Annotated in this window: 8 protein-coding genes; 3 read left to right on the top strand and 5 right to left on the bottom strand. The window is 58.7% G+C overall.

The genetic code is table 11. The features are described 5' to 3' along the window. The first annotated feature begins 77 nt into the window (after window positions 1-77). Complete coding sequence (gene serS, locus ACR0D6_RS06575; RefSeq protein WP_480449935.1) at window positions 78-1,370, top strand: serine--tRNA ligase; 1,293 nt, start codon at window positions 78-80, stop codon at window positions 1,368-1,370. Between the two features lie 62 nt (window positions 1,371-1,432). Here serS and ACR0D6_RS06570 read toward each other — a convergent pair whose 3' ends face one another. The 5 genes from ACR0D6_RS06570 to ACR0D6_RS06550 form a co-directional block, all read right to left on the bottom strand. Next, window positions 1,433-2,020: a helix-hairpin-helix domain-containing protein gene (locus ACR0D6_RS06570; protein ID WP_480764920.1), complete on the bottom strand. Its 588-nt coding sequence runs from the start codon at window positions 2,018-2,020 to the stop codon at window positions 1,433-1,435. A gap of 94 nt (window positions 2,021-2,114) precedes the next feature. Next, complete coding sequence (locus tag ACR0D6_RS06565; protein ID WP_480764919.1) at window positions 2,115-3,101, bottom strand: fatty acid desaturase; 987 nt, start codon at window positions 3,099-3,101, stop codon at window positions 2,115-2,117. Window positions 3,102-3,264: 163 nt separating this feature from the next. Next, entirely contained in the window at window positions 3,265-4,713 is a 1,449-nt protein-coding gene (der, locus tag ACR0D6_RS06560) for a ribosome biogenesis GTPase Der (RefSeq protein WP_480764918.1), read from the bottom strand. A gap of 48 nt (window positions 4,714-4,761) precedes the next feature. Continuing rightward, on the bottom strand, window positions 4,762-6,084 hold the full coding sequence (locus tag ACR0D6_RS06555; RefSeq protein ID WP_480764917.1) for a PQQ-like beta-propeller repeat protein: 1,323 nt from the start codon (window positions 6,082-6,084) through the stop codon (window positions 4,762-4,764). Between the two features lie 46 nt (window positions 6,085-6,130). Beyond that, complete coding sequence (locus tag ACR0D6_RS06550) at window positions 6,131-6,802, bottom strand: hypothetical protein (RefSeq protein WP_480764916.1); 672 nt, start codon at window positions 6,800-6,802, stop codon at window positions 6,131-6,133. 224 nt (window positions 6,803-7,026) lie between these two features. On the opposite strand from ACR0D6_RS06550, the gene ACR0D6_RS06545 reads away from it, so the two are divergent. Next, window positions 7,027-8,265, top strand: coding sequence for an efflux RND transporter periplasmic adaptor subunit (locus tag ACR0D6_RS06545; protein ID WP_480449941.1), 1,239 nt, complete (start codon window positions 7,027-7,029; stop codon window positions 8,263-8,265). After that, a complete protein-coding gene (locus ACR0D6_RS06540; protein WP_480764915.1) occupies window positions 8,262-12,044 on the top strand; it encodes an efflux RND transporter permease subunit in 3,783 nt (1,260 codons plus the stop codon). The genes ACR0D6_RS06545 and ACR0D6_RS06540 overlap by 4 nt, the downstream gene beginning before the upstream one ends. Window positions 12,045-12,057 lie beyond the last annotated feature (13 nt).

Genomic DNA, 12,057 nt, shown 5'->3' with positions numbered 1-12,057 from the left:
GCAAAGGCAGTGCTACACCCTGCCTGTCAGATGGTGCATAAGCGGCTGTAGTGATTCACCGTTCAAGGATTTGACCCATGCACGACATCCGCGCCATTCGCGAAAACCCTGCCGCCTTCGACGCCGCCCTTGCGCGCCGCGGGGACGCGCCGGTGTCGTCAGACCTTTTGCGGTTGGATGAAAGCCGACGGGCAAAGATCCTGGCGGCGGAAACCGCGCAGGCTGAACAGAACAAGGCCAGCAAAGAAGTCGGCGCAGCCAAGGGCCGTGGCGACGAAGCCGAATTCGAGCGTCTGCGCGCGCTGGTGGCCGAAAAGAAGGCCGAAGTGGCGCGGATGCAGACTGAAGCCAAGGATCTGGACGCATTGCTGAGCGATCAGCTGTCCCGCATTGCCAACCTGCCCGCAGATGATGTGCCGGAAGGTGCGGATGAGAACGACAATGTCGAAATCAGCCGCTGGGGCACTCCGCCTGAATTCGATTTTGCCGCCAAAGAGCATTTTGAGATCGAGAGCGTTCAAAGCGGCATGGATTTCGAAACGGCGGCCAAGCTGTCCGGGTCGCGTTTTGTGCTGATGTCGGGCGGAGTGGCACGCATTCACCGGGCTCTCGCCCAGTTCATGCTGGACACACACATCAACGAGAATGGGCTGACCGAGATGAATGGCCCCGTTCTGGTTCTGTCCGAAATGATGCAGGGCACTGGGCAACTGCCGAAATTCGGTGAAGACAGCTATCAGACCCGTGAGGGGTGGTGGCTGATCCCGACATCCGAAGTCTCGCTGACCAATATTGCCAATGATACGCTCATGGACGAAAGCGACTTGCCACGCCGCTACACCTCTCATTCGCTGTGCTTCCGGTCCGAGGCCGGGTCGGCAGGCAAGGATACGCGGGGCATGCTGCGCCAGCATCAGTTCGAAAAGGTCGAGATGGTCTCGGTCACCCATCCGGACAATTCGGACGACGAACAGAAACGGATGCTGCGCTGTGCCGAGGGGATTCTGGAAAAGCTTGGTATCCCCTACCGCACTGTGATCCTGTGTACGGGTGACATGGGCTTCGGCGCGCGCCGGACCTATGACATCGAGGCATGGTTGCCTGGCCAGAACACCTATCGCGAGATTAGCTCGGTTTCGACTTGCGGAGGGTTTCAAGCCCGTCGCATGAACGCCCGTTTCCGCCCCGAAGGCGGCGGCAAGCCGGAACATGTGCACACGCTGAACGGTTCGGGTCTGGCAGTCGGGCGTTGCCTGATCGCGGTTTTGGAAAACGGCCAGAATGCGGACGGCACCGTTACCCTGCCTGAAGTTCTGGTGCCCTATCTGGGCGGCAAGCGTGTGCTGCAACTAGACGGCACACTGGCCTGACAATAAAAGCCGGCCTGCCTGAGGCAGCGCCGGCTTTTTGCGATTGAATGAGCGAAGAAGGCTTACTTCTTCGCTTTTTTCTTGCTCTTTTTCTTGTCGTCTTTTTTCTTGTCGTCTTTTTTCTTTACGTCCTTCTTGGACTTTTTGGATTTTTTGTCCTTTTTGGACTTTTCCTTGACCTTTTCCTTGGCCTTTTTGAACGCGGCTTCCATCTCAAGCTTTTTTCGGGCGGCTTTTTCCTCTTTGGCCTTGGCCTTGGCTTTTTTCTTGGCCTTGGCCTCTGCCAGTTCGGCGGCTGCTCGTGCTTCGGCGGCTGCACGTTCTTCTGCTGCCTTGCGCTCAGCTTCGGCCTTTTTCGCAGCGGTGGTCTTGGCCGTGGTCCTGCGCGTTGCAGGTTTGCGCGCAGCAGGCTTGCGGGTCGTTGTTTTGCGCGCAGGTGCCCGACGCGCGGGTGCTGCAGCAGGTTTTGCTGCGACAGCTTCTTTGGCAGCGGCAATCAGGCGCGCCGCGCGGGCAGCACCAATACGGGGAACTTTCACCAGTTGTTCGACCGTGGCCTTTGCCATGTCCTCCGCGGATTTGATGCCGTTGGCTGCCAGAGCGTTGCCAAGTGTCTCTCCCACGCCCCGCACGTTGGTAACTGGTGTCATTTCAGGTCCTTTCCATTACTCCCCTGCACATTCGTATATACACGGCATATACAAACTTGCAAGCGGCACTCGCCCGGTGTTCAATTGCGTGGTTTCAGCCACTTGGCGCCAACCTTGCGTTCTGACCGGTCTTCGGGAAAGGCACCAGACGTTTGGCATCCTCGTCCCACAGTTTCAGGTTAAGCGCCGCCACCGCCTCGGGGAATTTGATCCGGCGTGGCGTGTATTCCGGCGGCAGATTATAGTGACAGGCGCGCAGCCGATAGGATGGTATCCGCGCATTGAAGTGGTGAATATCGTGCAGGGTGATGCAGGCAACCGCAGTGTCGAACCACCAACCGAAATCAAGCGCTGACGAGCCCTGCAGCGCCGCCACCTTGGGGTCAAGTTCAGGCCGACGATCCCAATAGGTGTCTTCGAAGTTGTGCTGAAGATACACAAGAAAGACGCCCAACATTCCGCCCAGCAACGAAAACACCAGCCAGACCAGAATGCCCGTAGTTCCGGCGATCAGCCAGAGCAGCCCCAGAAACACGACAATGGACAGGTTGTGCAGCAGCACGCCTTTCATCCCGAACCGCATGGTGTTTTTCGGCCAGCGGTATCGAATAAAGTAGGTAAAGATCGCGCCAACCGGTACCAGAATGAATGGGTTGCGATACAGACGATAGAACAGACGCGTCTTCCAGCCCGCCTCGTTCCATTCGCGCAAAGTCATGGTGTGGATTTCACCGGTTTCACGGTGCTCAAGGTTACCAATACCAGCGTGATGAAGATTGTGGTTCTGCTTCATCACTTCGAACGGCGCAAAGGTAAATGGCGACAGGCCGTGCCCGGCCCATTCATTCTGCTTTCGCGTCTCGAACAGTGAATGATGACCGCAATCGTGTTGCAGGACGTAGAGGCGCACGGCGGCGAAGGCAAAAACGACACCGGCCGGGATCATGATATACCACGTATCGACATAGGCGATCGCAAGCGCAAGTGACGCGAAATATACCGCGAAAGTCCCAAAGTAACTGAGTGCGGCAAGCCTGTTGTCCTGTACCGCGTATTGTCTTGTGTAATCCCTCAGATCCATCCAGCCTGTTCCCCACGATGGCCCGGTTCAAATTCGTTTCAAAACTAGTTACGCATCACGCGCACGCAAGCAGCGTGCGAAAACAAATGCACGCACGTGAATGCTAACGCCATGCGCGGGGCGTGTCACGCCCCATGCACAAAAACGCTGAAAATTGGCGCAGTTACGCCCTGCCCTTCAGATGCTTGGCCAGAGCACCGGCATTTTTCTTGCGCCGTCCCTTGTAGGGGTTCTTGTCCCCCTGACCTCGTAGGGTCAGACGGATCGGCGTGCCGGGCATATCAAAGTCCTCGCGCAGGCCGTTAACCAGATAGCGGGAATAACTGTCGGGCATCTTGTCGGGGTGTGAACACATCACCACAAATCCCGGTGGGCGCGTCTTGGCCTGGGTCATGTAACGCAGCTTAATCCGCTTGCCCTGCGGCGCCGGGGGCGGATGCTGTTCCAGCATGCCAGTCAGCCAGCGGTTCAAGGCGGCGGTTGGCACGCGGCGGTTCCAGACGTCGTGCGCACGCAGGATCGCTGCATGCAGCCGATCCAGCCCCCTGCCCGTTTTGGCCGAAACCGTAATCAGCGGCGCGCCGCGCAGTTGCGGCAACAGGCGTTCAAAGGACTGTTTCAGGTCGCGTAGTTTTTCCTGCTTGCTGTCCTCGACATCCCACTTGTTGACGGCAACCACCACAGCGCGGCCTTCGCGTTCAGCCAGATCTGCAATGCGCAGGTCCTGCTGTTCAAACGGAATCGCCGCATCCAGCAGGACCACCACGACTTCGGCGAACTTGACGGCACGCAAACCGTCCGAGACCGAGAGCTTTTCAAGCTTCTCCTGCACCTTTGCCTTTTTGCGCATACCAGCAGTGTCGAAGATGCGCATAGGAGTGCCGCCCCACTCGATCCGCAGGCTGATCGCGTCGCGCGTAATCCCGGCCTCGGGGCCAGTCAGCAACCGATCCTCTCCCATGATCTTGTTGATCAGCGTGGATTTACCCGCATTGGGTCGCCCGACCACAGCCACCTGTAGCGGCTTGGCCGCAGTGATGGCCGGCACCTCACCTTCGTCACCCTCTTCCAGTTCGATATCTGTTTCGGGTGCGTCCTCAGCAGCCCTTTCAGCCATCGCATCAGCAATCGGCATTAACACGGTATAAAGGTCGGTCATCCCCTCGCCGTGTTCACCGGACATGCGGATCGGTTCACCGAGGCCAAGGTTGTATGCCTCCAGCACACCGGCATCCGCCGCGGTACCCTCAGCCTTGTTGGCGGCAAGGATCACGTGTTTCGAACGCTTGCGCAGGATATCGGCGAACATCTCGTCCGTTGGCGTAAGGCCCGTCCGCGCATCGATCATAAACAGGCACACGTCAGCCATATCCACGGCGCGCTCGGTCAGTCGGCGCATCCGCCCCTGCAGGCTGTCGTCGGTTGCATCCTCAAGGCCTGCCGTGTCGATCACGGTAAATCGCAGATCGCCCAACCGCGCTTCGCCCTCGCGCAGGTCGCGCGTTACGCCGGGTTGGTCGTCGACCAGAGCCAGACGTTTGCCCACAAGGCGATTGAACAGAGTGGATTTGCCCACATTCGGGCGCCCCACGATGGCGAGGGTCAGGGACATGTCACTATACTTTCAAGACTCAGACGCGCCCTTTAGCGCATCTTGCCGTCAACGGAAAGCGTGCAGTTCGCCCTTGGTCGAAACCACATACAGGGTTTGACCAGCTACAACCGGCGCTGTGGTTGCTCCGCCAGGGACTTCGACCTGGTTTATCAGAGTGCCATCTGTCGGGTTATAAAACCGCAGATATCCATCATTTGTTGCAACGATGACCCGACTGCCCGCCATGATGGGGCCATAGTTGGCATAGATAACCCCCCGTTTCCGGGGCTTGTCTTTGACGAACCCGGGCAGGTCCTTTGCCCAAACGATGGAACCGTCTGCCGAGTTCAGACGAACCAGCTGGCTGCGGTCACTGATCAGAAAGACGCTGTTGCCAACAGGCCAGACGGGATCGACCGCCCCTTCATCCGCCGTCCAGATCCGTTCACCCGAGTCGGCGGCAAAGGCCACGGTGCGACCCGAGTGGTTGCCGATATAGACGGTGTTTCCCGAAACCATCGGGCCACCGGTCACGTCAACGATCTGTGCAGCGGCGCGGCCCTGCCGCCCACCTGCGACCGACGCGTTCCAGCGACGAATTCCACCCTTGCGGAACGTGGCGGCCACATCCCCAGACCCAAAGGCAAATATTGCCAGATCTGAGGCCAGAACCGGTGCCGGAGCGCCCAGAACGTTGCCGACGCTTGGTGTCCCCTCGATCTGCCATGCGATCCGGCCATCCTTGGTGTTGACCGCCCAACCGGTGTCATCACCCGCCACCAGATACAAAAGGCCGTCCTTTACCAGCGGCGATCCACTGCCGGTTGCGGCCAGCTTTTTCTGCCAGCGAACCGCACCGGTTCTGGCATCCAGCGCGGTCAACCGGCCAAAACCCGACGAGACATAAAGAATACCGCCCGAATAGGCCATTCCTCCGCCTGTTGCCTCAGCCTCGCTGTCGCGCGACGGGATCAGGTCGGTCTGCCACACGATGCCGCCCTGAGGCGACACAGCGGAAACGGTTGCGGCGGAGTCCAGCGTATAGATCAGGCCGCCCGCGACCACCGGATCTGCCGTAATCCGCTGTTTACGCGCATCGCCACTGCCGATCGATACCGACCAGATGCGTTGCGGTGCGCTGCGAAGTGCGGCGTTGGTGGTCCGGAAAGCAGCAGTTCCGGGGCTTTGCTCCCAGCTGGCATTCGCCTTTTGCGCCGGAATGCTGATCGGCTTGGACCCCTGAGTCTGCACAGTTCCGGTTTCGGTCGACGGGCGAATATCCTCACGGGTACCAGGCAGAATAACTTCGGATTCTTCACATGCGGTCAGAACGGTCAGTGCCAATGCCGCAACCGGCAATCCCATGCGGGAAAAGATATTTGCTACCATGATTTTCTGAACTCGCCTGTCGTGTTTGTCGTTCTTTCGGCCGGGATCAGCCCTGTTGCCCTGCAAGAGCGTCCGGTCTGCCGCCAAGCGCCACAATCAACTGAGCGGCACGTTGTTGCAAGTCTACACTGGCCTCGGCATCCTGACGCAGCGCCTGCAGCCGTTCCAGAGCGGCATCTGCATCACCTTCGGCAACATCGATCAGCGCCAATTGTTCTTCTGCCAGCAAACGAAGGGGCGCGCCCGGAGTTGCCAGAGCCTCGAACTGCTGGCGACGATCGGCGACTGGCATGCTGTCACTTTGCAAAAGCAGCGCCTTGAACGCCGCCATCGAGCGATAGATTTCCGGAAGTTCCCCCTGAACGGCGATCTTGTTGAGGCTGTCCACGGCCTCGGCCTGTGAACCGGATTCCATCTGAGAGGCAGAAATCAGCATGTTCAGGATCGCATCGCCCCCCGCAGAGTCTGCGGGCACGCCTTGCAGTTTGGCAACCCGCTCGGCGGATTGATTTTCATCCAGCGCCGCAAGAATGGCATCTCCAAGGCTCTGAGCGGCTGCAGAGTTTTGTGCCTTGCGGTATTCGTTGAAGGCCGCCCCCCCAACGATTGCGACAACGGCCAGCGCGCCAACCCATCCCCAGCGGCGCAACAGAATGAACAGACGATCACGGCGAACCTCTTCGGTCACCTCATCAATAAAACTGTCTGTATCGCTCATCCCTGCACTCCGGGGCTGTGTTTTCCTATATTGCGCCATGTCATACCCCGCCCTTAGCGGCAAGCCAAGGGTCCGATTCCGCACTTTTTCGCGCGACTTGCATGGGGTTGCGGAAAAAAATAAACTGAACTAGTCAGTTCAGTGTAGACAAGTCACACGCCAATCCCCATGTGAAAGCGTGTACGCCGAGTGGACACGGCGAGCAAATCTTAGAAAGGCACGGAATGCGATTGATCTCCTTTATCAACGCCCTGTTGGTGATTGTTGCATTGTATTTTTTGGTTTTTGAGCGTGATGCCCTGTTTGCATTCGCCGGAAAAGGCGAGGCTGAGGCCGAAGAAACCGGTGAAACCGCCGGCGAATCCGAAGTCGCGGCCAAAGTGGCCGAGAATGCAATTGGCGTGGTCGCGGTGCGTTCGGTAGCCGCCGAGATCGACAGCGCCGTTGTTCTGCGTGGCCAGACAAAGGCCAACCGTCAGGTCGAAGTGCTGGCAGAAACAACGTCGACGGTCCTGTCGGAGCCCAAACGCAAAGGTGCGTTTGTCGAAGCGGGCGACCTGCTTTGTGAGCTTGATCCCGGCACACGCCACGCCAGCCTTGCAGAAACCATGGCGCGAAAGCTTGAAGCCGAAAGCCGCATCCCCGAGGCCGAGGCCCGTCTGGAAGAAGCCCACGCGCGTGTGGCCGAAGCCGATATCAATCTGAAAGCCGCCAGAAAGCTGTCGGAAACCGGCTTTGGCTCGGAAACCCGTCGAATCTCCAGCGAAGCTGCCATGAGCACCGCCGAGGCTGGTGTAAAATCTGCGGAGGCCGGTCTGGAAGCAACTCAGGCCGGGATCGAAGCCGCCGCAGCTGCAGTTGCCGCATCCGAGCGCGAGATTGATCGTCTGACCATCGAAGCCCCGTTCCGGGGTCTTCTGGAAAGCGACACGGCAGAACTTGGAAGCCTGATGCAGCCGGGCTCGCTCTGTGCGACCGTCATCCAGCTTGACCCGATCAAGCTGGTCGGGTTCGTACCAGAGACCGAGGTCAACCGCGTCATCGTCGGTGCCCCGGCAGGCGCGCAACTGGCAACCGGCCTGCAGGTCGAAGGCCGCGTGACGTTCCTCAGCCGTTCAGCGGATGAAACAACCCGCACGTTCGAAGTGGAAATCACCGTTCCCAACCCGGAACTTCTGATCCGCGACGGACAGACGGCGACCATCCAGATCGCTGCCGAAGGGGCAAAGGCACATCTGTTGCCGCAATCCGCACTGACGCTGAACAACGACGGCCAATTGGGTGTTCGCACCATCACGACAGGAAACATCGTTGATTTCATGCCCGTGCGGCTGCTGCGCGACTCGGCTGATGGCGTCTGGATTGGCGGCCTGCCGGAAACCGTAGACGTGATTGTCGTAGGTCAGGAATTTGTGACCAAAGGCGTTGCCGTTAAGCCGACCTATCGGGAGGCCTCGAAATGACAGGCATCGTCGATTGGGCTGCCTCGCGCGCCCGAATGGTTCTGGCATTCATCGCGATTTCTTTGATCATTGGTGGCTTTGCCTATGTGAATCTACCGAAAGAAGGGGAGCCGGATATCGAAATTCCGGCTCTGTTCGTCTCGGTTCAGTTCCCCGGTATTTCTGCCGAGGACAGTGAAAATCTTCTGATCAAACCGATGGAAACCGAGCTTGCCGATTTGGACGGGCTCAAGGAAATGACAGCGACCGCTGCCGAAGGTTATGCCGGTATCGCGCTGGAATTCGATTTCGGTTGGGACAAGACCGCGATCACCGCAGACGTTCGTGATGCAATGAACAGCGCTCAGGCCAAGTTCCCGGAAGGCGCTGAACAATACACGCTGACCGAATTAAACTTCTCAGAGTTTCCGATCGTCATCGTCAACCTGACCGGTGCGGTTCCCGAACGGACTATGGCGCGCATTGCCAAAGACCTGCAGGACGACCTTGAGGCCATGGATGCGGTCCTTGAGGCTGGCATCGCCGGCAATCGGGACGAAATGCTTGAGGTCATCATCGATCCGCTGCGGCTGGAGGCGTACAACGTCACCGCCGCCGAATTGATCAATGTTGTTCAGAACAACAACCAATTGATCGCTGCGGGTGAAGTTGAAACCGAACAAGGGACCTTCTCGGTCAAGATCCCGTCCTCCTTCAAAACGCCTCAGGACGTCTATGGTCTGCCGGTCAAGGTGAACGGCGACCGCGTGGTGACTTTGGGTGAGCTGGCAGAGATCAACTATACCTTTGAAGACCGCGAGGGCACGGCCCGCTTCAACGGCGAAAACACGGTTGCGTTGCAGGTTGTCAAACGCAAGGGCTTTAACCTGATCGACACTGTCAATGCGGTCAAACAGACGCTGGAAGCCTCGCAGGAGAAATGGCCCGAGGAACTGAAAGCTGCGGTTCAGATCGGCACCTCGAACGATCAAAGTCGCGTCGTTGGGTCCATGGTCAGTCAGTTGGAAGGCTCGGTTCTGACGGCGATTGCACTAGTCATGATCGTTGTGCTGGCTTCGCTCGGCTCGCGCGCGGCGTTGCTGGTTGGTTTCGCCATTCCGACCTCGTTCCTGCTGTGTTTTGCATTCCTTGCAGCCGTCGGCATCAGTATCTCGAACATCGTGATGTTCGGCTTGATCCTGGCCGTGGGTATGTTGGTCGACGGGGCCATTGTTGTCGTCGAATACGCCGACAAGCGCATCAAGGAAGGCGTCGGCCCGATGCACGCCTATGTGGAAGCCGCTCAGCGGATGTTCTGGCCGATCGTGTCGTCCACCGCGACCACGCTTTGTGCCTTTCTGCCGATGCTGTTCTGGCCGGGCGTGCCGGGCGAATTCATGGGAATGCTGCCGGTCACGCTGATCTTTGTTCTGTCGGCTTCGCTGGTGGTTGCACTGATTTACCTGCCGGTCATGGGCGGTGTCTCTGGGCGCCTCAGCCGTATATTCAGCCGCGTTTCGGACTGGTTGCGGATGAGAACGCCTTGGTGGGCACGTGCCGCGATGGTCCCGCCTGCGCTTTACATGATCTTCCTGGGCGCGATGCAGTTGCTGAACCCCAGCTATCTGATGCCAGAGGGCGCTGCAGGTGGAACCCTGTTCGGCGCCGCCCTGTTCCTGTTTGGCGCGTTCGCCGGGTCCGTCACGCTGAGTGCCGCGCGCATCGAACGTGCGGAAGAAAGAGTGCACACCGCCAAGGAACACACAGCGTTTGGACACGTCATCCAGTTCATCGCAGGTAATCCGGTGATGCCGGTCGTATCAATCGCGGTTGTGTTCTCTGTCGTCTACTATGTCGCGGTCGTTCTCTTTCCGGCGAACTCTCGTGGTGTCGAATTCTTTGTCGCGACCGAGCCCGAACAGGCCACAACCTATGTCCGGGCACGTGGGAACCTGTCTCTGGCAGAGAAAAACGAGATGGTGCGTGAGGTCGAAGAGATCATTCTTGAACACCCGGCGGTGGTCAACGTCTTCTCCTTCGCTGGCGAAGGCGGCCTGAACACCGGCGGACCGGGTGGCGGGCAATCCCCTGCCGACACCGTCGGACAGGTTCAGTTTGAGATCATTCCGTGGGAAGACCGGCCAACCCAGTCCGAAAGCTGGTTCTTCGGAAAGCTGAGCCGTCAGGTCACCGCCACCGAATATGACGGCGACTATGTGATCGACGAACTGAATGCGGAATTGGCGAAACTGCCTGGCATCTTTGCCGAAATCCAGCCTCTGGAACAAGGGCCAGGACAAGGCAAGCCAATTCACCTGCGTATCAAGGGCGACGGATGGGAAGACCTGCGTTCAGCCACGGCAATTGCACGCGCTGAATTCGAAGAAACTCCTGGTCTGATCAAGATCGAAGACACCCTGCCCCTGCCCGGCATCGACTGGCAGATTGACGTCGATGTCGCCAAGGCCGGACGTTTCGGTGCAGACGTGGCGACCGTCGGTGCGATGGTGCAACTGGTGACGCGCGGCATCCTGCTGGGCGAGATGCGCCCCGAAAGCAATGACGAAGAGATCGATATCCGCGTCCGCTTGCCTGAACAGGACCGCGTGCTTTCGACGTTGGATACACTCAAGGTGCGTACGCCTGACGGGCTGGTGCCCTTGTCGAACTTCGTAACCCGACAGCCGGTGGACAAACTGGCACAGATCAACCGTGTGGATCAGGAGCGTTACTATGACGTGAAGGCTGATGTTGAGCCCGGCCTGATGCAGATTGCGACCGATGGGGCGGAAGGGGCCGTTGACCGTTTGGCGTTGGTGCGTGAAGTGCCGGAAGGCACCCAATCCGACGCGCCGGTTGTCAACAAGCCGGATGGCACTTCGTACGAAGTATTCCAACTGACTGGCGATGAAGACATCGCCGCCGTGCAGGCTGTGATCGATGCCGGCGACGCCAGCTTCACCCCTGTTAACCCGAACGAAAGGATCATCCTACTGACCGAATGGCTGGAGACCGAGCCTTTCCCCAATACTGTTAGCTGGGTCTGGACCGGTGATCAGGAAGAACAGGCGGAAAGTCAGGCCTTCCTGTCCAGTGCTTTTCTGGCCGCGTTGGGGTTGATGTTCGTCATTCTGCTGGCGCAATTCAACTCGTTCTATAACTCGGTTCTGGTGTTGCTGGCGGTTGTTCTGTCGACAACCGGTGTGCTGATCGGAATGATGGTGATGCAACAGCCGTTCTCGATCATCATGACCGGCACGGGCATCGTGGCGCTGGCTGGTATCGTCGTGAACAACAACATCGTTCTGATCGACACCTACCAGGAATACAGCCGCTACATGCCCCGGATCGAGGCGATCGTTCGCACCGCCGAGGCCCGAATTCGCCCGGTTCTGCTGACCACGCTGACCACCATGGCGGGTCTGACACCGATGATGTTCGGCCTTTCACTGGACTTTATCGGTGGTGGCTATTCCATCGACAGCCCCACCGCGCTGTGGTGGAAACAACTGGCCACGGCCGTGGTGTTTGGCTTGGGTATCGCAACGGTGCTGACGTTGATCGTGACACCTTCGTTCCTGGCGCTGCGGGTCTGGTTCTCGACCTACATGGTATGGCTGGGCAAAGGATTGGCGCGTCTTACGGCAGGCCGGTCCAGCCAGGTCGCACGCGACATGGCGCTTGGCCGCGCTGCACGTCAGATGCAGGCAACCGAGATTGTCTGGGACGAAGGCCAACCGCCCACGTCGCTGGTCGAGGACGTTCCACCAGAACATCCACCGCTCAAGGCAGCCGAGTAACAAAAAAAGGGCG

The organism is Ruegeria sp. BJ6 (assembly GCF_056537885.1).
This window is presented reverse-complemented; position numbering and strand designations above follow the sequence as displayed.

Excerpts from the sequence above, each read along its gene's own strand:
- ACR0D6_RS06570 (WP_480764920.1), bottom strand. The coding sequence starts at position 2,020 with ATGACACCAGTTACCAACGTGCGGGGCGTGGGAGAGACACTTGGCAAC.
- ACR0D6_RS06550 (WP_480764916.1), bottom strand. The coding sequence starts at position 6,802 with ATGAGCGATACAGACAGTTTTATTGATGAGGTGACCGAAGAGGTTCGC.
- der (WP_480764918.1), bottom strand. The coding sequence starts at position 4,713 with ATGTCCCTGACCCTCGCCATCGTGGGGCGCCCGAATGTGGGCAAATCC.
- ACR0D6_RS06540 (WP_480764915.1), top strand. The coding sequence starts at position 8,262 with ATGACAGGCATCGTCGATTGGGCTGCCTCGCGCGCCCGAATGGTTCTG.
- serS (WP_480449935.1), top strand. The coding sequence starts at position 78 with ATGCACGACATCCGCGCCATTCGCGAAAACCCTGCCGCCTTCGACGCC.
- ACR0D6_RS06545 (WP_480449941.1), top strand. The coding sequence starts at position 7,027 with ATGCGATTGATCTCCTTTATCAACGCCCTGTTGGTGATTGTTGCATTG.
- ACR0D6_RS06555 (WP_480764917.1), bottom strand. The coding sequence starts at position 6,084 with ATGGTAGCAAATATCTTTTCCCGCATGGGATTGCCGGTTGCGGCATTG.
- ACR0D6_RS06565 (WP_480764919.1), bottom strand. The coding sequence starts at position 3,101 with ATGGATCTGAGGGATTACACAAGACAATACGCGGTACAGGACAACAGG.